At 42.8% G+C, this 24,196-nt stretch carries 28 protein-coding genes; 18 read left to right on the forward strand and 10 right to left on the reverse strand.

The window, feature by feature from the left end; genetic code table 11:
- Positions 1 to 6: 6 nt before the first annotated feature.
- On the reverse strand, positions 7 to 468 hold the full coding sequence (locus NST73_RS02300) for an FMN-binding protein (RefSeq protein ID WP_096881014.1): 462 nt from the start codon (positions 466 to 468) through the stop codon (positions 7 to 9).
- Between the two features lie 350 nt (positions 469 to 818).
- On the opposite strand from NST73_RS02300, the gene NST73_RS02305 reads away from it, so the two are divergent.
- Complete coding sequence (locus tag NST73_RS02305; protein WP_286068959.1) at positions 819 to 1,211, forward strand: RidA family protein; 393 nt, start codon at positions 819 to 821, stop codon at positions 1,209 to 1,211.
- A 44-nt stretch (positions 1,212 to 1,255) separates the two neighbouring features.
- On the opposite strand, the gene NST73_RS02310 is transcribed toward NST73_RS02305, so the two are convergent.
- Genes NST73_RS02310 through NST73_RS02320 form a run of 3 tightly spaced genes read right to left on the reverse strand, consistent with a single transcriptional unit; the run spans position 1,256 to position 2,226 of the window.
- Positions 1,256 to 1,498: a DUF2651 family protein gene (locus tag NST73_RS02310; protein WP_047946148.1), complete on the reverse strand. Its 243-nt coding sequence runs from the start codon at positions 1,496 to 1,498 to the stop codon at positions 1,256 to 1,258.
- 31 nt (positions 1,499 to 1,529) lie between these two features.
- Positions 1,530 to 1,823: a DUF5316 family protein gene (locus NST73_RS02315; RefSeq protein WP_017358499.1), complete on the reverse strand. Its 294-nt coding sequence runs from the start codon at positions 1,821 to 1,823 to the stop codon at positions 1,530 to 1,532.
- Between the two features lie 25 nt (positions 1,824 to 1,848).
- Positions 1,849 to 2,226: a VOC family protein gene (locus NST73_RS02320; RefSeq protein ID WP_212361768.1), complete on the reverse strand. Its 378-nt coding sequence runs from the start codon at positions 2,224 to 2,226 to the stop codon at positions 1,849 to 1,851.
- Positions 2,227 to 2,410: 184 nt separating this feature from the next.
- On the opposite strand from NST73_RS02320, the gene NST73_RS02325 reads away from it, so the two are divergent.
- The 8 genes from NST73_RS02325 to NST73_RS02360 all read left to right on the forward strand — a co-directional run bounded on the left by NST73_RS02325 (position 2,411) and on the right by NST73_RS02360 (position 9,085).
- Positions 2,411 to 2,677 (forward strand): excalibur calcium-binding domain-containing protein, encoded by a 267-nt coding sequence (locus NST73_RS02325; RefSeq protein ID WP_080964896.1) that lies wholly within the window; start codon positions 2,411 to 2,413, stop codon positions 2,675 to 2,677.
- A gap of 127 nt (positions 2,678 to 2,804) precedes the next feature.
- Positions 2,805 to 3,560, forward strand: a complete 756-nt coding sequence (locus NST73_RS02330) for a Cof-type HAD-IIB family hydrolase (RefSeq protein ID WP_008347194.1) — start codon at positions 2,805 to 2,807, stop codon at positions 3,558 to 3,560.
- 173 nt (positions 3,561 to 3,733) lie between these two features.
- A complete protein-coding gene (locus NST73_RS02335; protein ID WP_342499349.1) occupies positions 3,734 to 4,492 on the forward strand; it encodes a 5-oxoprolinase subunit PxpA in 759 nt (252 codons plus the stop codon).
- 24 nt (positions 4,493 to 4,516) lie between these two features.
- Entirely contained in the window at positions 4,517 to 5,734 is a 1,218-nt protein-coding gene (locus NST73_RS02340) for an NRAMP family divalent metal transporter (RefSeq protein ID WP_342499350.1), read from the forward strand.
- Between the two features lie 4 nt (positions 5,735 to 5,738).
- The gene (locus tag NST73_RS02345; RefSeq protein WP_268362060.1) at positions 5,739 to 6,530 is read left to right on the forward strand and encodes a putative hydro-lyase; all 792 of its coding nucleotides are present in this window, start codon (positions 5,739 to 5,741) and stop codon (positions 6,528 to 6,530) included.
- A gap of 19 nt (positions 6,531 to 6,549) precedes the next feature.
- A complete protein-coding gene (gene pxpB / locus NST73_RS02350) occupies positions 6,550 to 7,296 on the forward strand; it encodes a 5-oxoprolinase subunit PxpB (RefSeq protein WP_024720220.1) in 747 nt (248 codons plus the stop codon).
- A complete protein-coding gene (locus NST73_RS02355; protein ID WP_335350129.1) occupies positions 7,293 to 8,297 on the forward strand; it encodes a biotin-dependent carboxyltransferase family protein in 1,005 nt (334 codons plus the stop codon). The genes pxpB and NST73_RS02355 overlap by 4 nt, the downstream gene beginning before the upstream one ends.
- 14 nt (positions 8,298 to 8,311) lie before the next feature.
- Positions 8,312 to 9,085, forward strand: coding sequence for an IclR family transcriptional regulator (locus NST73_RS02360; RefSeq protein WP_268430341.1), 774 nt, complete (start codon positions 8,312 to 8,314; stop codon positions 9,083 to 9,085).
- A 34-nt stretch (positions 9,086 to 9,119) separates the two neighbouring features.
- Here the strand turns inward: NST73_RS02360 and NST73_RS02365 are convergent, their stop codons facing one another.
- Positions 9,120 to 9,755 carry an FMN-dependent NADH-azoreductase gene (locus tag NST73_RS02365; RefSeq protein ID WP_024720223.1) on the reverse strand — a complete coding sequence of 212 codons (636 nt, stop codon included), beginning with the start codon at positions 9,753 to 9,755 and terminating at the stop codon, positions 9,120 to 9,122.
- A gap of 413 nt (positions 9,756 to 10,168) precedes the next feature.
- Between NST73_RS02365 and NST73_RS02370 the strand changes: the two genes are divergently transcribed.
- From NST73_RS02370 to NST73_RS02380, 3 genes are all read left to right on the forward strand, one after another.
- On the forward strand, positions 10,169 to 10,801 hold the full coding sequence (locus NST73_RS02370) for a GDSL-type esterase/lipase family protein (RefSeq protein ID WP_342499351.1): 633 nt from the start codon (positions 10,169 to 10,171) through the stop codon (positions 10,799 to 10,801).
- 87 nt (positions 10,802 to 10,888) lie between these two features.
- Entirely contained in the window at positions 10,889 to 11,971 is a 1,083-nt protein-coding gene (locus NST73_RS02375) for a C45 family peptidase (RefSeq protein WP_193804098.1), read from the forward strand.
- Between the two features lie 121 nt (positions 11,972 to 12,092).
- Positions 12,093 to 14,180 (forward strand): BglG family transcription antiterminator, encoded by a 2,088-nt coding sequence (locus tag NST73_RS02380; RefSeq protein WP_268358752.1) that lies wholly within the window; start codon positions 12,093 to 12,095, stop codon positions 14,178 to 14,180.
- Between the two features lie 16 nt (positions 14,181 to 14,196).
- On the opposite strand, the gene NST73_RS02385 is transcribed toward NST73_RS02380, so the two are convergent.
- On the reverse strand, positions 14,197 to 14,808 hold the full coding sequence (locus NST73_RS02385) for a class I SAM-dependent methyltransferase (RefSeq protein ID WP_045035030.1): 612 nt from the start codon (positions 14,806 to 14,808) through the stop codon (positions 14,197 to 14,199).
- Between the two features lie 155 nt (positions 14,809 to 14,963).
- Between NST73_RS02385 and NST73_RS02390 the strand changes: the two genes are divergently transcribed.
- A complete protein-coding gene (locus NST73_RS02390) occupies positions 14,964 to 15,833 on the forward strand; it encodes an SDR family oxidoreductase (protein WP_024720227.1) in 870 nt (289 codons plus the stop codon).
- A gap of 296 nt (positions 15,834 to 16,129) precedes the next feature.
- A complete protein-coding gene (locus NST73_RS02395; protein ID WP_008347166.1) occupies positions 16,130 to 16,552 on the forward strand; it encodes a pyridoxamine 5'-phosphate oxidase family protein in 423 nt (140 codons plus the stop codon).
- A gap of 565 nt (positions 16,553 to 17,117) precedes the next feature.
- Here the strand turns inward: NST73_RS02395 and NST73_RS02400 are convergent.
- Positions 17,118 to 17,300, reverse strand: coding sequence for a hypothetical protein (locus NST73_RS02400; RefSeq protein ID WP_008347162.1), 183 nt, complete (start codon positions 17,298 to 17,300; stop codon positions 17,118 to 17,120).
- A gap of 13 nt (positions 17,301 to 17,313) precedes the next feature.
- Complete coding sequence (locus NST73_RS02405) at positions 17,314 to 17,532, reverse strand: hypothetical protein (RefSeq protein WP_335350132.1); 219 nt, start codon at positions 17,530 to 17,532, stop codon at positions 17,314 to 17,316.
- A 160-nt stretch (positions 17,533 to 17,692) separates the two neighbouring features.
- Between NST73_RS02405 and NST73_RS02410 the strand changes: the two genes are divergently transcribed.
- Positions 17,693 to 19,942 (forward strand): hypothetical protein, encoded by a 2,250-nt coding sequence (locus tag NST73_RS02410; RefSeq protein WP_342499352.1) that lies wholly within the window; start codon positions 17,693 to 17,695, stop codon positions 19,940 to 19,942.
- A gap of 58 nt (positions 19,943 to 20,000) precedes the next feature.
- Here the strand turns inward: NST73_RS02410 and NST73_RS02415 are convergent, their stop codons facing one another.
- Both NST73_RS02415 and NST73_RS02420 read right to left on the reverse strand, forming a co-directional pair.
- Positions 20,001 to 20,297 (reverse strand): DUF3817 domain-containing protein, encoded by a 297-nt coding sequence (locus NST73_RS02415; RefSeq protein WP_008347156.1) that lies wholly within the window; start codon positions 20,295 to 20,297, stop codon positions 20,001 to 20,003.
- A 129-nt stretch (positions 20,298 to 20,426) separates the two neighbouring features.
- Positions 20,427 to 21,101 (reverse strand): GntR family transcriptional regulator, encoded by a 675-nt coding sequence (locus NST73_RS02420; protein WP_045035043.1) that lies wholly within the window; start codon positions 21,099 to 21,101, stop codon positions 20,427 to 20,429.
- A 153-nt stretch (positions 21,102 to 21,254) separates the two neighbouring features.
- On the opposite strand from NST73_RS02420, the gene NST73_RS02425 reads away from it, so the two are divergent.
- From NST73_RS02425 to NST73_RS02435, 3 genes are all read left to right on the forward strand, one after another.
- Positions 21,255 to 22,082, forward strand: a complete 828-nt coding sequence (locus NST73_RS02425; RefSeq protein WP_342499353.1) for an AraC family transcriptional regulator — start codon at positions 21,255 to 21,257, stop codon at positions 22,080 to 22,082.
- Entirely contained in the window at positions 22,072 to 23,004 is a 933-nt protein-coding gene (locus tag NST73_RS02430) for a DMT family transporter (protein ID WP_138278124.1), read from the forward strand. The genes NST73_RS02425 and NST73_RS02430 overlap by 11 nt, the downstream gene beginning before the upstream one ends.
- Positions 23,005 to 23,103: 99 nt before the next feature.
- Positions 23,104 to 24,159: a tartrate dehydrogenase gene (locus NST73_RS02435; RefSeq protein WP_342499354.1), complete on the forward strand. Its 1,056-nt coding sequence runs from the start codon at positions 23,104 to 23,106 to the stop codon at positions 24,157 to 24,159.
- Positions 24,160 to 24,196: the final 37 nt, after the last annotated feature.

Raw genomic sequence — 24,196 nt, forward strand, 5'->3', positions numbered from 1 at the left:
TCCTCTCTATGCCTTTGCCTGCTCTAAAGCCTGAGCAACGGCTGTTTCAAAATCCTGAGTACTTAATGTTGCGCCGCTCACCGTATCTACATCAGCACTTTGTCTGATGACCACTTCATTGGGTAATGAGGAAATGGAGCTTTGTCCGTATCTAGTGTTATCACTCGTAATCTCGACAGAAGTGATATTTCCTTGTTTGATGGTAACAGATACACTGATAGAGCCAATCTCATTTGATCCAGTACCAGAGAAAGTACCATCCTTGAGTTCAGTTTCTGAAGTGGTATCTTCTGTTTGAGTGGCGGTAGTATCTGATGTGAGAGATGTATGATTAGAAGCGTCTGTTTGTGTATTTGATTGTGCTGTCTGAACGGCTTGCGCGTGATGGGTAGTTGCATAACCAGTGATGTATAAGCTGCTGATAGCTGCGGTGCAAAGACTAATCATTTTCTTATTTATTTTTGCCATGATGTATCCTACCTCCTATTACGATTTACTATATAGAAGAAATTTGAACAAATCATGAACAAGAAAAGAACGATTTTAGATAATAGGCAATAAGAATCAAGATATTGCACGTTATCGTTTATCATTTATTTTTGACTGTGGTTCATTTATCAGGTAGGATGAAATGAATCTAAACCTTGCTCACGCAATCAAAAAGGAGTGTTTCGTCCATGAAAAAGAAAATATTGATGTTCTTACCTTGTGGCTACGGATACTCCACTGCTGTTTTCTTTTAGGATAGACAAAAATTGGTGAAGTCTGTCTACAGGAAGAAAAACACGCAGAAAAATCATAGTGAGTGAGGGATTTACATGGAGAAAATTACGAGAAAAAATCCAGAAAGTATGCCGAAACCCGTTGGCAACTACAGTCATATCACAAGGGTGCCAAAGGGTGCGGGGTTATTTGTGACATCAGGTCAAGTAGGGACAGGAGCGGATGGAAAGATCCCATCAAGCTTAAACGACCAAGTCACCAATACGTTTGAAAATATAAAGAGAATCCTTGCATCAGAAGGGTTGAATGAAGAACACGTCATCAAAGTCAATATTTGGGCAACAGAAGAAATTGATTGGGATCATCTATATCCACAGTGGGATGCAATCTTCAAAACGGCATATCCATCAATGACCGTTGCCTATGTGACTGCATTAGGGTGGCCAGAGCTGAAAATCGAAATAGAGCTATGGTGTGCCGATATTTAATCAAAAAAAGAACAGTGCAAACTGTTCTTTTTTTTGATGAGTATTTATGAAACAGCTTTGAATCGCTTTGTAATGAATGCACCGAGAAATGCACAGACTGTGTAAATGATGACCCAAATGAGAAAAGATTCATTTCCACCAATAGAGGTGAACATCAGAATCACACTCGCAACCAGCACAATCAATGTAGGAAACCAAATGTTCTTTAAAAACAATGTGCCGAAAATACCAATCAGCACAGAGATCATAGGTAAACCAAATACAACGAATAAGACAAAAACAGCCATGTTAATTACTCCTTTGAACCAAATCAACTATTTACATAAAAACATACAACAGTGCTGCACCCATATGCGGAAGGGCAAAGATGATGAAAAGAAAAGCCGTATCAAGACGAAACATCCGGTGTTCTTTTGTTTCAGAGTGATATGCCGCTCGTGCCTCTTCCCCGTTGGTCCATGCACCCATAAGAAATCCAGATGCAACGAACGCAATAATAGAGATTCCACCACTGACAAACCCAATCCATTCATGGTGCTGTAATATGAGCGCCGCACTGCAAATCAACAGCATGGAGCAAACACCAGCAAAAAAAGCATGTTTCTTTCTCATTATGCTTCACTCCTTCAGACAGCTATTAGGAGACCGCATCACATATTTCAATGAAATGTCCATCAGGATCAGACACATAACTGACCGTTTGTCCCCACGGCTTCTTGTCAGGTTCCTTGATGACAGGTACTCCTTTTTCCTTCAAGGATGCAATTGTTTCATTCACATCATCCACAACAAAGCCAATCTCAAACGTTTGTGACGAGCTAACTGCCTCTGGAACAGGCAGACCAAGTGACTCTTTCACATCTTGGCGTGAATTAATCGATAAGGTCACTTCTCCTGTATCAAACTCAACATAGGATTCAACTCTTAATTTAATCGGGAAACCGAGGATATGATGGTAGAACTGAATACTTGCTTCAACATCGTTTACATATAGAATGGTATATTTCATTTTCATGTGGAAAGCTCCTCTCTTCATATACGTGTCAAAACCGGAAAGGTTTCCCACTCATTTTACCACATAGGCAATAAGATTCATTTAATTCCAAAAAAAACAATATTCCTACCTCAATCGTCTTGAAAAACAAAATGTGGTGACATATGATAAAAATGTAAAATGAGAAAAATAGGAGGGAACTTACATGTTGAAAAAAATCATGGTGGCTGTCATATCTTTCGGTCTTTTACTTAGCTTTACACAAGTTGACACTCACACAGCGGATGCAAAGACAGTCAAGTACAAAAACTGCAAAGCACTCAACAAAGTGTATAAAGGCGGCGTGGCAAAAAGCAAAAATACGAAAAACAAAGGTGGAAAAACGAAGTACAAGCCTTATGTATCAAAAGCACTTTACTTAAAAAATAAACACCTTGACCGTGATAAAGACGGCATCGCATGTGAACGTTAAGAAGAAGAAAAAAGACCTGTCACAAGGTCTTTTTTCTTTGGGATCAAACTCGTCCCTTTGTGCCATCTTCATCTTTATATTAAAATAAAGATAGATTCAAAAAATGATACAAAGTGGGGTACTCAATTTGTCAACACAAGCTGATAAGAAAGACATCCGATTGATTGCCATTGATATGGATGGCACGCTGTTAAACAGTGAGCACGTCATTCCTGAGGAAAATAAACAAGCCATTAAAGAAGCAGAAGCCAAAGGGGTCCATGTGGTGATTAGCACAGGACGTACGCTGATGACATGCCGAGAGCTGGTCGAGCCGCTGAAACTCTCTTCTTATCTTGTCACAGCGAACGGAAGTGAAATTTGGGATTCAAACTTCCAGTTGATTGAACGGGAACTGCTGCATCCCGATCACGTTCAGATGATGTGGGATCTAAAAAACAGATACGAAACCGATTACTGGGCATCTACTGTGGATAAAGTGTGGAGAGGAGAATTCCCAGAACGCATTCATGACCACGAATGGTTGAAATTTGGTTTTGATATTCATGACGATGCTGTTCGTGAGGAAGTCCTCCATACATTGAAAACAAATGGACAGCTAGAAATCACGAATTCCAGTCCAACCAATATCGAAGTCAATGCAGCAGGCATTAACAAAGCGGCAGCTCTTGCAAAAGTAGCAGAACGCATTGGTTGCACAATGGACAACGTCATGTCACTTGGCGACAGTCTGAATGATATGGCGATGATTCAAGAAGCCGGATTAGGCATTGCAATGGGCAATGCACAAGAAGTTGTGAAAGAAGCGGCTGATTGGATTACGGCTCCTAATACAGAGCACGGGGTAGCAAAAGCCATACAACATTGGGTGCTGTCTAAATAAACGAGTAGAAAAAGTGAGAGGACATCACCTCTCACTTTTTTTGTTTTCTCCTAGTTCTATTGTTATATTTTCTGACAATTTCATGTGCAGTCTATCCAAAGTTGGTATAATCAATATAAATTCGAATATTCGGACTTTCTATTCCGCAATTCGGAACGACAAGGAGGGGTCCTATGTACCAAGTGGATATTAACTGTGATTTGGGAGAAAGTTTTGGTCAATACACCATCGGTTCAGATGAACAAATTCTTGAATATGTTACCTCAGCCAATATTGCATGCGGTTTTCATGCGGGAGATCCAACTGTGATGAGAAAGACGGTTAAAATGGCATTGGATAAAGGGGTCCAAATTGGTGCACATCCAGGTCTGCAAGATTTAGTCGGTTTTGGCAGACGTCCAATCGCGATCTCAGCAGAGGAAGCCTATGATCTTGTGATCTATCAAATTGGTGCACTATCAGCTTTTCTGAAAGCAGAAGGCGGCATGATGCAGCACGTCAAACCACATGGCGCCCTTTACAACATGGCGGCTAAAAATACTGAATTATCTGAATACATTGCGAAGGCTGTGTATGATATTGATCCTAACCTTGTGTTATTTGCGCTGTCAGGCAGTGAACTTGCGTCAGCAGGGGAAAGAATCGGTCTTCAAGTGGCACATGAAGTTTTTTCTGATCGGACGTATCAACCAGACGGGACACTGACATCCCGCCGTGAACCTCATGCACTTATTGAAGAGGATGAAAGGGCGGTTCAGCAGGTCATCCGTATGGTAAGAGAGGGAAAAGTGCGTACAGTGCAAGGGGAAGATGTTCAGCTCAAAGCAGATACGGTGTGCATCCACGGGGATGGCAGTCACGCGCTTCAATTTGCAAAAACCATTACAGCGAAGCTAAAAGAAGCCACTATTCAACTCAAGGCCTTTCGATAAATCGTCATCAAAGGGGGAAACAGCATGAAAAGAGAGAAAGCCAAACAGATGAAAGCTCCAAAAGGGAACCGTTCTATGCTGATGGGCGCAGCCTTTTTAATGGCAACGTCCGCCATTGGACCGGGATTTTTAACACAAACAACGGTGTTCACACAGCAGCTCGCAGCTAGCTTTGGGTTTGTCATCTTGATTTCCATTTTGCTAGACATTTTTGCGCAAACAAATGTATGGCGTATCATTGCCGTCTCGGAAAAAAGAGGACAGGACATTGCCAATATGGTTCTGCCGGGGCTCGGATATGTGTTAGCCTGTTTGATTGTCATTGGGGGTCTTGCCTTTAATATTGGAAATATCGCTGGTGCAGGTCTCGGTTTTCAGGTCATATTCGGCGTCGATCCCCGCATAGGGGCTGGGCTCAGTGCAGTCATTGCCATTCTCATTTTTGTCATCAAAGAGGCAGGGAAAGCGATGGACCGATTCACACAAATCGCTGGTTTTGTCATGATTGGTCTGATGCTGTATGTGGCTATTTCCACAGCACCGCCAGTTGGAGAAGCGGTCATGAGAACTTTCGTGCCAGAGAAAATTGACATGTTATCCATTGTCACACTTGTCGGCGGGACAGTTGGTGGTTATATCGTTTTTGCTGGTGGTCATCGTCTGCTGGATGCTGGCATTAAGGGGAAGGAAGCATTGCCGCAAGTGACGAAAAGTTCCATTTTCGGTATTTTGATCACATCCGTGATGCGTGTGGCTTTATTTTTAGCCGTTCTAGGAGTTGTCTCAAAAGGCTTACAGATTGATCCGTCGAACCCGCCTGCGTCTGTTTTTCAATTAGCATCTGGAAATGTTGGATATAAAATGTTCGGGATTATTATGTGGGCTGCTGCCATTACCTCAGTCATTGGAGCAGCATACACCTCCGTTTCCTTCTTTAAAACCTTCTCACCAAAAATCGAGAAAAATCAACGAGGCATTATCGTTGGATTCATTGCGCTCTCGACCATTTGTTTTATAACGATTGGAAGACCTGTGAACATATTGATTTTGGTTGGGGCCATCAATGCATTGATCTTGCCGCTTGCACTAGGAACATTGCTGATTGCTGCTTATAAAAAAGAAATTGTCGGTGATTATCGCCATCCATTCTTTTTGACAGCAACAGGTGCGTTTGTTGTTGTCATCATGGCAATCATGGGCGGATATACCATCATGAATGAAATTCCAAAACTATGGAGCTGATCACATGAAAGCATATCAAACCTATAAGCCGTCACAAATAAGGGAATTGATTCGTAAGCAGAAGATCACAGGACCAACGGCTGGCTTTGCTGAGGGATTTGCTCAAGCCAACTTAATGATCGTCAAAAAAGAGCTGGCCTTCGATTTTCTTTTATTTTGTCAGCGGAATCCGGCTTCGTGTCCTTTGCTTGATGTGCTCGACCCAGGTGATCCAGTGCCAAGGCGTTCAGCACCTGATGCCGATATTCGAACGGATTTCCCTAAATACCGTGTTTACAAAAAAGGGGTTCTTCAAGAAGAGATAACAGATATTTCTTCCTATTGGGAGGATGATATGGTGGGCTTTCTCATCGGATGCAGCTTTACGTTTGAGCATGCACTCATGCTGAATGACATTCCTGTCCGCCATATTGAAGACGGTCATAATGTCCCAATGTATCAAACGAACATTCCATGTGAAAGGGCAGGTGTATTCCATGGTCCGATGGTTGTCAGTATGAGGCCGATCCCAGCGCATCAAGTCACAAGAAGTGTTCAGGTGACGTCTAGATTCCCATCGGTACATGGCGGTCCTATCCATATAGGTGATCCAGCTGTGATTGGCATTGAACATGTAGATCAACCAGACTTTGGAGAACCATCTGTGATCAAAGAAGGGGAAGTTCCGGTGTTTTGGGCATGTGGTGTGACGCCGCAAGCCATCGTCATGCACACTAAGCCAGACATTGCGATCACCCATGCACCCGGTCATATGTTTATAACAGATGTAAGAGATCAAAAGCTCGGTGTCCTGTAGAAAGAGAGGTGTCATAAGAGTGGCATTTTCAACGATAAAAGATACGATCACGTTCCACCCGCTAGGAGACGCAGCCATTGTCATCCAAGCCGGGACTGATATAAGTGAAGACATTCATGAGCGTGTGAAGCAGCTGTTTTCATGTATTGAACAGCATCCATTTGAAGGATATGTGGAAGCTGTTCAAGCTTTTACAAACGTGACCGTCTTTTATGAGCCCTATAAGGTGTATCAATCTGCTCAGCTTAAGCAACGTGCGATCTCTCCGTATGAATGGGTCAAAGACTATATTGAAAACCTCCTTGAAGACAACTGGCAGGAGGGGAATCAGGCAAAGCGCCGGATCGTCGACATTCCTGTATGTTATGGAGGAGAGCTCGGTCCTGACTTAGAAGAAGTCGCCCGTATCAATGATTTAACGCCTGAAGAAGTTGTACGCATTCACACCTCCGGAACGTATCTTGTCTATATGATTGGGTTTGCTCCTGGGTTCCCGTTTTTAGGCGGACTTTCTGAAAAAATTGCAGCTCCGCGCAGACAAACACCAAGAATGTCGATTCCAAAAGGATCTGTGGGTATTGCGGGGAAGCAGACAGGGGTTTATCCGATATCTACACCCGGAGGCTGGCAGCTCATTGGACAAACCCCTTTGTCCTTATTTCGGCCGAATGCTGAGAGACCTAGTCTACTAAAGGCAGGGGACGAGGTTCGATTTGTTCAACTGTCTGAAAAGGAATTTTTCAGCATGAAGGAGGAAGATCGTTGAGTATGCATGTCATCAAGCCAGGAATGTTCACCACCATTCAAGATAAAGGGAGAATAGGCTATCAGAAGTACGGTGTGTTAACGAGCGGCGGCATGGACCCGCTCTCACTCCGAATCGCCAACATCCTCACCGGGAATCAAGAAAACGAAGCGGTGCTGGAAATCACTTTAATGGGGCTCGGTCCAGTGTTTACATGTCAGAAGGATCAGCTGATCGCCGTGACTGGTGCTGATGTGGAGATTGAGATTGACGGGGAACGAGCGCCTCTATGGAAACCACTCTTCATTCGAGCAGGAAGCACGATCACCTTTGGCCCTTGTAAGAGGGGATGCCGCTCCTACCTCGCTGTAGCCGGTGGATTTGATGTTGAGCCGGTGATGAAAAGTAAAAGTACGTATGTCAGAGCGAAGATAGGCGGGATAGAAGGGCGTCCGCTAGAAAAAGGAGACGTCCTGCCAATGGGAGAACCGTCATCACTGGCGGAGCGCCTCGTTCACATGTTAAAAAGCAAAGGGGAACGTGCGCCAGACTGGACAGTCAATCATGCGCATTTTTTGCCTCTCGGGAAATCACCAGTCATTCGGGTGCTGGCAGGCAGACATCTATCTCATTTTCAGGAAGAATCGCAACAAGCTTTTTTTGAACGGTCTTATCAGGTCACTCCCCAATCTGATCGTATGGGATGCAGATTGAAAGGGGAACCGATTCGTTTAAAGCAAAAACTTGAATTGATTTCAGAAGCGGTTGCTTTTGGCTCTATTCAAATACCTCCTGACGGCCAGCCGATTATTCTGCTCGCAGATCGTCAAACGACAGGTGGATATCCTCGTATTGGTGAGGTGGCAACAGTCGATTTGCCGCTCATTGCGCAGGCGATGCCTGGAGCGAATCTCACGTTTCAACAAATTGGCCGCCAAGAAGCAGAGCAAGCCTTATTCACACAAGAAGCAGAGATGAAGGACCTGACGGCAAGATTAAAACTCGAAGCATTTTCGTTTTAGAAAAGGTGAGAAACATGCAGAACACAAATAAAACCGTTGTGAAATCAATGGAGATATTACGGCTTTTTATCACACACGAACAATTAACGTTAAATGACATGATTGAGCTCTCGAGCATGCCCAAAACATCTGTACACCGAATGGCCAACTCGTTAGCCGATATGGGGTTATTAGAAAAGCATCCTTCAGGTGTTTACCGATTAGGATTGATGTTCCTTGAATACGGTCAGCTTGTCGCAGACCGCCTTGATATCCGTAGAATTGCAAGGCCCTTTATGGAAAACTTGCGTGATGAGGTAGGTGAGGCTGTTCAGCTCATTATTCGTGAAGGAGATGAAGCCATTTATGTGGAGAAAATGGAAGGAACGCAGCCTGTCCGGCTCTATACCGCTGTCGGAAGAAGATCCCCATTATATGCGGGAGCTTGTGCGAGAAGTATTCTTTCCTTTTTGCCAGAGGAAGAGAGACTTGCCTATATTGATTCGGTAGAGCTCGGGAAAATCGGGATCGGAACCATTACCGATAAAGATGTCCTGCGAAACATGATCGAAGAATCAAACAGGCGTGGATATACGTTAAGCTATTCAGAGCTTGAAAACTATACTGCGGCTATTGGAGCGCCCATTTTTAATCATCACGGAGAAGTGGCAGCAGGCATTAGTATTGCAGGGTTTGAGGCCGGCTATCAAAAGGAACGGCTTCCTTATTTAATTGAGCAGGTCAAAAAAGCGGCCAGCGGCATTTCAAAAGAATTAGGTTTTACAACTGAACAAATAAAAAGCCAATGATCGTTAAGATCATTGGCTTTTTGCGTGTTCATGATTAGAAAGTTTTACCTAAAGCTTTTGCACGTTCGATCGCATCTGCTTTAATTTGTTCTGCTTTTGCAGGCTCAGCATTGTGACCTTCAACAATAAGACCTTCGAAAGAAGGAATACCGAAGAAGTTTGCAATTGTTCCAAGGTAACGGTGACCTGCTTCTAGTTCAGCAGCAGGACCTTCAGTGTAGTATCCGCCACGTGCTTGGATGTGTAGCGCTTTTTTGTCTGTTAGTAATCCAACAGGACCTTGCTCAGTGTATTTGAATGTTTTACCAGCTACAGCAACAGAGTCGATGTATGCTTTAAGAACTGGTGGGAATGAGAAGTTCCAAAGTGGTGAAACAAATACGTATTTGTCAGCAGAAACGAATTGATCGCTTAATTCGTTTAGGCGAGCAACTTTCGCTTGCTCTTCAGCTGAAAGTGTATCGAAGCCAGCACCAGATTGAAGCTTGCCCCATCCAGCGAATACATCTGCATCAATGTGAGGAATGTTTTCTTTGTACAAATCGATATGTACAACCTCGTCACTTGGATTTGCTTCCTTATAAGACTCGATAAATGCTTTAGCAGTAGCCATACTGTAAGAAACTGTTTCATCATGCGGATGTGCAGTGATGTATAAAACTTTTGCCATGTTCATTCAATCCTTCCTGTTTCAATGATTTTTTTAGCGTATCCCAAAGATACACTGAATATGTGGCATCTTTAATCATATTGGAATGCTATGAAAAAGATGTAACAAGCACAGTTACATAAAAACTGATATTTTCATTGTAATCACTATATAGTTTGAAGTCAAGGTATAAAGTCTTGAAATCAAGATAAAAAGTTTGTAAATTTTTCTGAAACGCTTCAAGTCCGCGATTTAAGCAAAAAACCCTACTTCCATTGAACAAAAAATGGATCGATATCGCAAGTAAAGTGTTTGTAAATGCGCTCATCCTGCGTTTTTGAAAAAAAGGTGGATGCCTTTAAGCCATCTGCTACAAGCATTTCTTCTTCTTTTTCGTATATATAAGAGAAGGCAGGAGAGAGTGAGGGATAAGAGTGGGACGATCCTATGTTGCGATTGGAGATTCCTTAACGGTTGGGGTGGGGGCACGTTTATTTGGCGGCGGTTTTACGGAGCGATATGCGGCGAAGCTTGAAAAGAAGCTGCATATACCGGTGAAACTGTCTGTATTTGCGAAATCAGGGTTAACAACGGAAGAAATCTTGCAGCTTTTTCAGCGGTCTGATGTAAGACGGGCGATTGCTCATACTGACATCATCACCATCACAGGCTGCGGGAATGATCTTGTTCAAGCTGTTCTGCAGTATGAAAAAGGTGAAGATGAAAAGAAACTGCTGCAAGCGTCTATGCATTGTCAGGCGAATTTTAGCAAAATGGTTCAAGAAATCGCTCTGATAAAAAGAGGGCAGCATCAACCATACTGCGTATATTTATTGAATTTATATAATCCTTTTCCTGAGATTCCGATCGCCGAGAGATGGCTGAAGCAATACAACTATCACCTTCGCCAGCTTGCTACGAATCCACATGTAGAAGTGGTGGATATTTACGGTGTATTTGAAGGTCATCAAAGCGCATACTTATCGATTGATCAATTTCATCCGAACCACAAAGGATATGAAGCAATGGCAGAAGCGCTGTTTCAAAAATCCGCTAAGCAACTGTGATCCCGCGGGATTACAGTTTTTTTCATTCTTTTAAATGAAGGGCTGTTTCGATATGATAAAAGAAACTAAGACAAAAGAGGTGGATGCATGCAGGAGATGAGTGCGTATTTTCATGAATTGAAAGGAACAGCTTATGAGGTAGGAAAACAGCAGGCTATTTGGCTGAAGGAGCGCCCTTTGCTTAAGAAACAATACATTCAATCAGAGCCGTTATCAAAAGAGGCTGTGAAGGAAACAAAGCAGCTGATTCGACCATTTCTTCCTCAGTTAGAAGAAGAGCTCTCGGGATTTTGTGATGAAATGCAAATAGATGAAAGCGATTTGACCTTTTTCTATTCTTCGCATCTTCAGCCAGGCTGTTCCCATTGTGTGATGCAGGGGAATGAGGCTGCCAATCAACAGACGGTGATGCTGCGCAACTATGATTTTTCTCCGCTGTTTGATGATATGCGTCTTGTATCTACACATGTGAAGGGCTCAGCAGTCCATACAGGCTCATCATTAATCTTATTTGGTCGATCAGATGGGATGAATGAACATGGTCTATCGGTGACATTTTCTGCATGTGGTCCGCCTATTGGCAACGAACCAGGCTTAAAGCCGCCGGCTGTTGCTGGCTTGCAAGTATATCATGTCATTCGTGCTGTGCTAGAGTCCTGTAAAACGGTGGAGGATGCCGTCCGTTTGGTACAGGAAATGCCCGTCGCGTCTAATGTTCACCTTATGCTTGCCGACCGGAAGGGAGAGGCGGCTGTGATTGAAATGATTGATGGGCAAAAAAAGGTGAGAAGGCCGGAGCGTGGATTTATTGCGGCTACGAACCATCCGCTTGCTGATCACACGGCAAAAGGGTTGACGAAACATCATTCTGTTGTCAGGTACGACATGTTAATTCAAGCTTTAGAAGAACAGCCGTCAAGCGAGTCTCTTACGGAACTATTTCAGGCAGAATACCCTGCTGGTCTGACTGTGCACAATTATGAAGAGCTGTTTGGGACGATGCGAACCGTCATGTTTCGGCCGGAGGAAGGGACGATGGAGTATTGCTTTGGCTCTCCCGTCTATAACCCTACCTATTCATTAAAGGTCGGGGGCACACTGCCATTTCATGAACAAACGATTCAATTTCATCAAAAGGATTATGGACCTTCCTTTTGGAGAAACGTTTGAGTCTTTCATTTTGTCACAGCCTGTGTGCCAAATTTAGATCAACTTCAGGTTGCATCGATCAGTGAAAGCGTTTTATATTAAAGTGTGACAATAGACCTATTTAAGCAGAAGGAGGCATTTCATGTACATAACGGCACGAGAACAGAAAGTGATCAAATATATGATTCAGCAAAATCGTTATGTCACCATTCGTGAGATCGCCGATTCTGTTCAAGTAAGTACAAGAACCATTCATAGAGAACTTAAATCCATTAAACCTATTTTAAAGAATTACAACCTATCACTTGATAAACAGCCGGGGAAGGGCTTGAAGGCGGTCGGTGAACAGGAAGACAAACAGCGGCTTCTGTCTCATATTTCAAATGAAGACCAAATTGAATATAGTTCTGATGAACGGAAGCTCTTAATCCTGTGTGCCCTACTTGAAGCAAAAGAACCGGTGAAATTATATACACTTGCAGCCGACTTGCAGGTCACAAATGCGACCATCAGTTACGACTTAGATGAACTGACGGACTGGATCGCTCCTTACGGTTTACTGCTTATCCGCAAGCGTGGGTACGGTATTGAATTAAAAGGACCGGAGGAAGCCAAACGAAAAATTGTCGGGAACCTGATCGTTGACCGTCTCGACATTCAATTATTTCTCGAAACGATTGAGATGAATATTAAACATCGAACGAAAGCGACTGAAAAGGTATTTGGGGTAGTCAGTCGAGGACAGTTGCTCAAGGTAGAAAGGCTGCTCTTTCATTTGAAAAACAGACTCTCTCTCTCGTTGTCAGATAGTGCCTATATTGCACTTGTCGTTCACTTAACCTATGCCATTGAACGCATTCAAATCGGTGAAACCATTCGGATGGAAGAGGAAGAATTGCTTGAATTAAAGCGGACGAAGGAATTTGAATCTTCACTCAGAATCGCACGAGCATTAGAACGCATGTTTAATGTAGAGATTCCTGAAGCTGAAGTTGGATACATGACCATCCATTTGCGCAGTGCAAATCGAAGCTTTACGGCAGAATACCGCATTGATGAGATTGAGTTAGATATCGCGCTGAGAACGAAGAAACTCATTGACTTTATTTCTCATAAAACAGGCTATCATTTAAATGAAAACGATTCATTGTATGAGGGACTCGTGTCTCATCTTGAACCAGCTATGAACCGATTAAAAGAAAAGATGCGGATTTACAATCCGCTCACACAACAAATAAAAAAAGACTACTTCTTGCTGTTCATGGCGATTGAAGAAGGTGTGGAGCGCTTCTTTCCTGAGATCGAATTTCCTGAGGATGAAATTGCCTTTATCGTGCTTCACTTTGGTTCGGTGCTTGAAATTAAAAAAGAAGAAACCAAGATTCATGCATTGGTCGTTTGCTCAAGTGGTATCGGTTCGTCAAAAATGCTCGCATCACGATTAAAAAAAGAATTGCCTGAGATTGCCAAATTCGATCTATCTTCCTTAATGGAGCTAAAGGAAATCGACGCTGCAAGCTATGACATGATCGTATCAACCGTGCCGATCCCCTATGAGCATATTGATTACATTATGGTCAGCCCGCTCTTAAACGAGGATGACGCAGTGCGGGTCAAGTCTCATATTAAACGAAAAATTCCTTATCTGATTGAGAAAAAAAGAGCGCAGGAATCTGCAAAAGAATCGGTGGAGGAAAAGGTTGATATGATAGGGATGGCAGAGCAAATCACGAATTATATGTCAGTGATTCGCAGCATCTTGTCCCATTTTACAATCGAAAAAAAGAAGACGACGGAGCAGCATGAGTCAACAATGAGAGCGCTGATGCGTCAGGTTGAAAGTCAAGGCTATTTAGAACGTGCAGACGAAGTGACAGCCGGTTTGCTTGAGCGTGAGCAGCAAGGTGGTTTAGGCATTCCAGGAACCGAGTTTGCTCTTTTTCACTTAAAGCATGATCTCATTAAGAAACCGGTCTTTCATATCTATGATCTTGATGAGGCATACGAGATCAAAAGCATGGATGGCGGGCAGCAGCTTATGTCCAGAATGCTCCTCATGCTGGCGCCGCTAGAGCTTGGCAAAGAAGGGTCCGAAATGTTTAGCCTAATCAGTTCATCCATCATTGAAAGCGAAGAAAGCATGGCGCTTTATGGACAAGGAACAAAGGAAGAGATTGAACAGAAATTACATCAACTTTTTTATCAATTTGTCAAAGAGGCAAAATGGTAAGAAAAAAACCGAGAGCTTATTCGCTTCTCGGCTTTTTTGCTGTGACACAGACAGCGAGGGTGGGACGAATCTCCTCATATTCAACAGAAAACTGATCAAATCCAGCAAATTCTAAGTCATTGAGGATGCTTTCGCCCATTTCTTTTGTCCGATTGGCGTCCGCTCCTTTTTCTCTTGGTTGCATCACAATGACGAGTGTTCCACCCGGCTTCAAGGTGTGATAAAGGTTGAGTGCGCCAGCCTTTGGGTCATCCCAAATCGTATAATTGTTAACAGAAAGTACTTTGTCATACTGATCCGCCGGCAGGCGTGTTTTTTCAATTTTCCCGACATACAGCCGGACCTGCTTCTCTTTGGATCGTTTCTTTATACGCGAATGCGCCTGTTCCTTCATAGTTGAAGAAGCATCTAGTCCATCAATGTGAAGATCGTCAAAATGCTTGAGCATATGTTTGATGCTATAGCCGGGGCCATAGCCTATTTCCAATATGTTTTCACCATCTGATAAATCTAAATGCTGGATCGCCCATTGATTCAGTGCCTTATTTTCATTTGCCATAATAAAACCTGCGATGCTTCCGAGCCAGCCTTTTGGTCTGCTAAAGGTTTTAGAAATGGTTGACAGCATGTGAGAACGCTCCTTTTTTATGTTTATGTAACCGATTTTTCCCATCATGAAACCTGTCAGTTTTCAAAACGCATCGATGACGCATAGGGATGTTTGAGTGAAAAAATGAAGTGGTAATGAAAGGATACATCAACAAATCAAGGAGGAGCTTACACATGGATTTACGTGAATACTTAACAAATGGCATTCCGCGCCAAACGCAGGATCAGCAGCCGGGCAGTGAAAGAGAAATGAATCCTGCGCCGATCTATGAGGATGAATCGTATAAAGGGTCTGGTAAGCTAAAAGGAAAAGTAGCGCTGATTACAGGTGGAGACAGCGGAATTGGACGTGCCGTTTCTGTTGCGTATGCCAAAGAAGGAGCTCATGTCGCGATCGTATACTTAAATGAACATGAGGATGCAGAGGATACGCAAAAACGTGTAGAACAGGAAGGCGTCAAATGTTTAACAATTGCAGGGGATGTCGGGGACGAAGCCTTTTGTGAGAAAGCGGTAGAAAAGACAGTTGAAGCCTTTGGACAGCTGGACATCTTAGTCAATAATGCGGCCGAACAGCATCCGAAAGAACGTATTCAAGATATTTCTAGTGAACAGCTTCACCAAACCTTTAGAACCAATTTCTATTCCTATTTTTATTTTACGAAGAAGGCACTCGATTACTTAAAACCGGGAAGTTCCATTATTAATACAACATCTATTAACCCGTATCGAGGCAACAAGGTACTGATTGATTATACAGCGACAAAAGGGGCCATCAACGGCTTTACTCGTTCTATGGCACAGTCGCTTGTGAAAGATGGAATTCGGGTAAACGGTGTAGCACCCGGTCCAATTTGGACGCCGCTCATTCCATCTACATTTGATGAAGACAGTGTCGAAAGCTTCGGTGCCGAGACGCCAATGGGAAGACCAGGACAGCCTGTGGAGCATGTAGGCTGCTATGTACTGCTTGCTTCGGACGAATCGTCTTATATGACGGGACAGACACTTCATGTCAACGGCGGTTCCTTTATGAATACATGATCAATAGCACGCCGCCCAGATTTGATTGGGCGGTGTGTTTAGTATTTCTTCCGATTCTTCTGTACAGATGAGACAGACCATATGATAATGCCCACAACAACCGCTGCAATAACAAGTGAACTCAAATGGAACATCGTTTCATGATGCATATTCAACTACTTCCCCTTTCAATGTATCCGTTTTTTATAGCATCAGCTAGAAGATGTCTTTTTATGAAAAACACATTTCTTTGTTTAATGAATGGATTGTCGTGGAAACCTAAGAGTACGGATGACATTTTGAAGGAGTGAAGATACATGTCACAAGAAGAGTTAAAACAAAAGGTAATGAATTTATTAGACGAACAAAAAGTCGGAACATTGGCGACTGTTGAACAAGATAAGCCGCATACCCGCTATATGACTTTTTTTCATGAAGGGCTGACATTATATACACCAACAAGCAAAGAAACACATAAAGCGGATGAGATTGAAAAAAATCCGAATGTTCATATTCTCATTGGTTATTCAGGTGAAGGATTTGGGGACACATATGCAGAAATCGCAGGTAAAGCCACATTAACTGATGATCCAGAACTGATCGACCGCCTTTGGTCTGATGAGATGGAGAAATGGTTTAAAGGAAAAGATGATCCAAACCTAGTGATCCTTAAGATTGACCCAACCTCCATTCGTTATATGAACGAAGGAAACCGGACACCAGCAGAATTATCACTTTAACACTTGTGTAAGTTGGGGGAATGTGTTATAGTTTTATATTAAGTGTTGAAATAGCAAATAAATAAAGAAAGTAAACTTTCTTTTTTCTATGACATAATGAGAAGCAATAGAGCTTCTACTTGATAAGAACGAGACGCTGTCAAAGCGAACAAACTTATTCTTTTCCTTCTGCAACCGCCCCCTATAAAAGCGGAAGAATGGAAAAAAGACGTTTTGATTTACAATTCACACTGGCACGGCTTCGGAGCCGTAAGGACGAATGAGAGGTAGGGCTTTCGTTGTCTTGTTATCCAGAACTTCCATGGCGTTTACTTTCAAACGTAGGTTCACTCGGAACACATATGACACACTGATATGATCGAATCTTAATTCATACACTCCGTGACGGAGATTAAACATTGATTATTTATTTGCATGAAAAGAGTAAGAAACGGGCTGCCATCTATTTGGCAGCCTTTTTTAGGTTAAAAGCGGACACCATCCGCATGAAATCCCCTTCAAAAAGATCCGCCGCCAACAATAGAACAACGAACACTCATCGACAGAAAGAGGGAATGCTTCATCATTACTCACTTCGCCCTTTCTTCTGATACCTCCAAATCCGGCCAATAAAAAAGAACATCACCGTAAACAAAATAGAGAAGATCAACATGTCCAGCAGTGTCACACCTCTATCTGGATGCACAACCCCAAACCAAACCCATTGAAGAACAAAAGAGATAGCAAAATAAAAGATGGATTCTTTCATGAAATTCTCCTTTTTACTTGTTTTTTTGAGTGTTTAGCCACACCATCCAGATGAAAAAGGAACAAATGGCGCATGCGAGCAAAGTAACAGGCGGCAAGGTGTACCAGCTAGTCAGCCCCTTTACAAAGCACATATAAAAAAAGAAAATGGTAATAGATACGAGCACCCCTTGCTTGAACCAACGGGGAACACGCAGCCAAGCCGCTAGAATGATCGATGATAGCTTATCCATTGAGATAACATCCTTTTTTTGAATCTGATTGGATTTTATCGTAAATAATCAAATATGTAAAATATGGATTTAGAAAGTTGGAATGGTATTCTGCTAGCATGAAACATTCTCGCTGCACTGACGTATAAGAAAAAGGAACTCCATGAAAGGAAGCGATCAAGTGAAAAGAATACCAGTGATTTTCCTCAGGTATATTGTCTTCTTTATTCCAGCAATCATTCTTAGTGTCTTGGTGTGGAACCATTACCAAGATGATTTGTCAGCAGGGAAAGCGACGCAATATGACGTCAAACAAATATTTACATTCGATGAAGGAAAACGAGTGGTGAGTGCTGTATCAAAAAACCAGCAGCTCCATTTTGCAATGTATGATCCTCAATCAGGAAAAAGAATCAGTGAATGGACCACGGAAAGCGATACGTTTAATGAAATGCTGCCATCCACTCAAGGTAACAACCTCTTACTTGCTTTAAAAAATAAAGACGAGCAGCTGTTGATCGAGAAACTGTCTCCAAGCGGAGCAAAGAAAGAACTCGTTAAGCAAAGATTACAGATTCCCTCATTTTTAAAAACGAATACATATCAATGGAATGGACGACTCTTGTTTACAGGAGAAAAGGAAGGCGCTGCTGCGGTCCTCGGTGAGCTAAAGAATGGTCAGTTTCATGTCCACAATCTCAACGAGCTGAAGCTGCCAGCAAGACCTGTTTCCATCGATGTCGTCATGAATTCTTTTAGAGGGCAGACCCCATTCCCTATGTTTGAATTGACTTTGAAAAATGACCAGAAGGCGTATGTCAGCGGAATCTCAAACGAGAAACATCAGCTTGGGGTCTATGTCTCCAAAAGTGCTGAACCGTTTAGCCTCATTGAAGATAAAGTCGTGCAGCAGCTGCAAAAAACGATCGGATCATCACAAAACGTTGCTGTCGCTGTCGAATCCAACTATCCAAAAAGACCAAGGAAAGTGGATGCAGAGGGAAGGCTTGGGGAAGTCGTCCCAACACCAAAACCGATTTACCAAACCTTTATCTACCAGCTGAATGAAGAAGAAGTTCTTCTTGCAGGCTCTACAGCAAAGGACGAAGCAAAAGGCAAGCTGACTGGTTATATTTATAATCATCGCACGAATAAGGCGACGTCTGCCAGCAAGCTTTTTCAGTCGTTGTCATATGAATCTTTACAAAAAGAAGATATCTCTTTTCATAAAAATGTGAAGAGCGATTGGCTCTATTATTCACTTGGCAACCAATTAACGGGGGCATTTGAGGCGAAAAGCAAACAGCTAAAGGAATTCCCTTTGCAAAAGGTCATCTCAATCGAAAATGCCAGTCCAGCCCACCAAACGTCTGTTGACACCTTTATGCAATATGTCATGAAGGGCGGACCACTCATTCTCAACTGGGCGATATGGCTCTTTATCCCACTGCTGTTATTTGTGCTAGCGATCTTCCTGCCGCCGATTTTGAGACTGGTGAGAAAGAACAAGATAAAGGACAGTGTCACATTAGAAGCCAATATTGTATCTGTCAAAGAAACGGGTACCTACATCAATGAACAGCCGCTGGTCAACATGCAGCTTCAATTTCAATATGATGGGGAAAATATCGAGAAGGCGGTTAAAACGGTTGTATCCTATACTCAGATACCGCAACCGGGTCAGCGTATCGCCATTCTCTACAATCCGAAAAAGAAAAAAGCAATGCTCTTAAAAGAGGGTGACTTCTCGCAGCCGAGCGAGCCAAAGTTCATCAAAGGCGCTATTTTAAGAAACATAGAATCATATGGAACCGTAGGACGAGGCACCGTCTTATCACTTACATTTGAAGCAGATCAGAAAAGGTATACCATTCCGATGATTCAAGCCGCTGGTTTTGAGTTTAGAACAGGAGAAAAAGCCGATCTCGTTGTCATCAGCGGTCAGTTGAAAATGGCAGCCTATGGGCATGAAGTGCGGAATCGTGCGAGGAAAGACGTGACGTTAACAGGAACGATCCAGCGTGTGAAGCAATATCCAATGGCCATCCATGAACAAAAGCCTATTATGCTGGATGTGACGGTTTCTAGCGGAGGTCAATCCATCACAAAAACGGTCAGTCAATTCATCCCTGACCATATGGAGGTCGCGCCAGGAACTCAAATCACGATGCAGACAAAACAAGAAGAGCTGGATAAAGAAATCAGTCTTATGCAAGAGAAACAAGGAAGTGCAAAAGTGACCCATGTCACATTTTCCGGTGTCATCGGCAACCAGCCGTTAGCGATCATTCAGGTTGAGAGAGATGGCATCATGTATGAAGTGAAGCAGCCAATCGATCCAATCACTAGCGTCTTGCCTGGTGATGAATTATGGGTGGCGTATCACGACATGACGCGTCAAGCAGCCATTGTGAAATATGCATCGATTTAAAAAAGCGTTCCCCAGCGTGAAAAAAGGGCTAAAACGAATTTCGTTTTAGCCCTTTTGATTAAGCTTTTGTATCATACTGGCGAAGCACCTTATCATAGGCGAAGTTGCCGAAAGGAATGAATGCCGCAAAGAATCCGGCGATGGACCATTTCAAATGCCAGCGAACTTTAAAGGTCACATATGCCAAAATGAGCATATAGATGACAAACAATGCGCCATGAAGAGAGCCCACAATGGTGACCGCCATCGGAATATCCGCAAAATATTTTAGAGGCATGGCAATTAAAAGAAGGGTTAAAAGAGACATACCCTCAATAAAACCCGCCTGTCTCAGACGGCTGATACTTGTATGCATATACAAATCCTCCTGTATAAAAGCTAGTTTCTCATCTTCTAATATAAACGAAAGATCGTCTGGACATGCGGAAATCTACGAAAAATTCAAAATATGTTCATGGAATGCTTAAAAAATGGGAAAAGTCCTTTACTCCTTGTTTGTTTCAGAGAGTACTTGCTTTAAGTGCATCACATCATGCAATAAATGCTCCGTCATTGCTTGAACGGCTTCTGTGGAGCGGCGCTTTTTTATTTTAGAATAGATGGCTGCATGCTCTCTTTGAATGGTTTCAGCACGAGCCCCGCCGCTAAAATGAAAGATGCGGCAATAGTGAATGAGTGCATTTACGTGATTCAATTGTTTGGATAAGCGGTCATTGTGACTCGCCAAAATGATTTTTTGGTGAAAGGCTTCATGTAACTGGACGATCTCTTTAGAGGGCAGCTGCTGCTTGATCGCTTCGTCCGCCTGCGTGAGAACCTGCTCAATTTCATCCATTTCTCTTTGCACGGCTTCCTTACAGGCAAGCTCAACAGCAAGTGTTTCTAAAGCTACCCGAATTTGATAAAGCTCCTCGACATCTTTTTCTGTTAACGTATAGACGGAATAGCCTGATCGATGATCCGCAATTAAGAGCTCGTCTTTTTCTAACAGCCTCATCGCCTCTCTTACCGGTGATCGGCTTACGCCAAATTGTTTGGCAAGCTGTGTTTCATTGATGCGCTCTCCTGGCTGAAACTGGCCATCAAAAATCATTTGCTTCAGCTGTTCATAAAATTGCATGTGATACGGTGTTGGTCTTTCCATCTCGAATGAATTCATGCCATCATTCCCTCTTTAATACATCATCTTTTGTCTCATGTTATCCAAGTTTTTCCCTCTAGGCAAGCCTGCATCAAAAAGTCAATATCGTACAATCCAAGAGAAAAGGGGTGTGCTACACTTATGATCAGTTCAGCGAAAAGAGGGATCGACATGAACACACAAGAGGAACGAACTGTACATTTTGATCAAGACTTACAAATAGAGGCATATCGCTTTCATGGCATCATGCAAAAGTTCCTGAATCATTTTCATACATATTATGTGATTGGATTTATTGAAGACGGTCAAAGACGTTTGGTCTGCCAAAATCAAGAATACATCATTGAAAAAGGTGATATCCTTCTTTTTAATCCGTATGATAATCACGCATGTGAACAAATTGATCACAGGACACTCGATTATCGCTGCTTAAATATTGAAGCAGGTGTGCTAGAGAAGGTCTTTCAGCACAAACCGCATTTTAAAGCCCCTGTGTTTTTACAAAGTGAACTAACAAAGCCATTATATGATCTACATCAAATGATCACAGAAGAAGCTCCTGCTTTGAATAAACAGGAAACCTTCTATTTCTTTATGAAACAATTGATTGAAGCCTATGCTGATACCTCAGAGGAAAAAGCATCAGCCACACGTGCCAACGAACAAAAAGTCCGAGACGTACAGCAATATATCGAAACACACCTCACGGAAAATATATCGTTAGATGACTTAGGCGAGCTTGTGTCCATGAACAAATATTCATTGCTGCGTGCTTTTACAAAGTTTAGAGGCATCACGCCGTATCGTTATTTACAGACAGTCAGAGTGAACTTTGCGAAGGAGCTTCTCGCCCAAGGAGTGAAGCCTGTAGATGCGGCTGCCTCCGCTGGATTTTCTGATCAAAGTCATTTGAGTCATTTCTTTTCAGAATTTATTGGGCTCACGCCAGGGCAGTATCAGCAAATTTTTGTAAAGCAGGTAACAGCTGATGAAAAATAAACAGCTGCTCGGTCATTTAGCGGCCATGTTCACCATTTTTTTATGGGGATCTACCTTTATCTCTACCAAAATATTATTAACGGCTTTTTCTCCAACAGAGATTTTATTTTTCCGTTTTTTTATAGGGTACTTGGCTCTGATGATCATCTATCCGTTTACGATGAAGGTGCAAAGTAAAAAGCATGAAGGGATGTTTGCGCTGGCAGGTTTATGCGGTGTGGTCTTATATTACTTTTTAGAAAATGTCGCACTTACTTATACGTTCGCTTCGAATGCAGGTGTCATCAGCTCCGTTGTCCCATTCTTCTCTTTTTTATTGGCTTATTTTTTATTAAAAGATGAGCCGCTGCACAGCCGGTTTTTCATAGGCTTTTTCATCGCGATGACGGGAATCGTGCTGATTAGCATGAATGGAATGACGACGTTTCAATTGAATCCACTCGGTGATGCCTTAGCATTAACAGCAACCATCGTCTGGGCATTCTATTCCATTTTATCGAAGATGATCAACCAATATGGCTACCATATCATTCAGGTAACAAGGCGTGTCTTCTTTTACGGACTGCTATGGATGATTCCCCTGATCTGGCATTTTAAGGTTCGTTTAGACTGGGAGCGGTTGACCAATCCATCGTTTGCCTTCCACTTGCTGTTTTTAGGCGTCTTTGCATCTGCTATTTGTTTTCTGACATGGAGCTTTTCCGTGAAGACGATCGGTGTGGTGAAATCAAGTGTGTATATTTATGGAGTGCCTATTATCACGATGATCATTTCAATGATCGTTCTTCACGAGAGCTTGACCTTCATGTCTGGGCTTGGAACAGCACTGACCTTAGGAGGTTTGCTGCTTTCAGATAAAAAAAGTGCGGGAAGAAAGAAACAGAAGCCCCATGTGCTGATGCAGGATAAAAAGGCGCTTTGATCAAAAAAAGCGTCTTTTGTCCATTGTAAGAACACGCACTCTTTAGTAAACTCAAATGAAACGGTCGACGGTCGACCGATAACAAAGGGGGAAAAATCAATGAAGCATGTTCCAATTGCAGCGATACCAGGTGACGGGGTTGGAAAGGAAGTTGTGCCTGAAGCTATTCGAGTTTTGAAAGCGGTATCAGATGTGCATGGCGGTCTGTCTTTCACCTTTCAGGACTTTCCGTGGAGCTGTGAGTATTATTTAGAGCATGGCGAAATGATGCCAAAGGATGGATTGGAACAACTAAAAGCCTTTGACAGCATTTTCTTAGGAGCAGTCGGAGATGCCAATTTAGTGCCGGATCATGTATCACTTTGGGGATTGCTCATTAAAATTAGACGTGAATTTGAGCAGGTGATCAACGTTAGACCTGCAAAACAGCTGAGCGGCATTCGCTCCCCGCTTGCTCACCCAAAGGATTTCGATCTTCTTGTTGTAAGAGAAAACGGTGAAGGTGAATATAGTGAAATTGGAGGCCGCATCTATCAAGGGGAAGATCAGCTTGCCATTCAAAATGCTGTTTTCTCAAGAAAAGGGACAGAACGAGCCATGCGTTTTGCCTTTCAATTAGCAGAAAAGAGACGAAAGCATGTGACAAGTGCAACCAAATCGAATGGAATCGTTCATACAATGCCATTTTGGGATGAAGTGTTTCAAGACGTAGCCAAGGATTATCCAAAGGTGACAGCAGACTCGCAGCACATTGATGCGCTTTCAGCCTTCTTTGTGACAAGACCTGAGAAATTCGATGTAATTGTTGCCAGTAATTTATTTGGCGATATTTTAACTGATCTTGGGGCAGCCATTATGGGAGGTATTGGCGTGGCGCCTGCTGCCAACATCAATGTAAATGGCAAATATCCATCAATGTTTGAGCCTGTACATGGGTCAGCCCCAGACATTGCAGGAAAAGGAATCGCCAACCCAATCGGTCAAATTTGGACCGCTAAACTCATGCTTGATCATTTCGGAGAGGAAGAACTCGGTACACACCTGCTCGAAATCATCGAGTCAGTCACAGCAGACGGCTTTTTAACGGCAGACATCGGCGGGGCTTATCGAACACAAGAAATCACAAACGAAATCATCAAGCGCTTGAAGAAATAATCCGTCATTAGAACCACATCTCCACGTCTGCTATAAT

Origin of the sequence: Bacillus sp. FSL W7-1034 (assembly GCF_038593365.1) — a bacterium.
GTDB lineage: Bacteria > Bacillota > Bacilli > Bacillales > Bacillaceae > Bacillus > Bacillus altitudinis.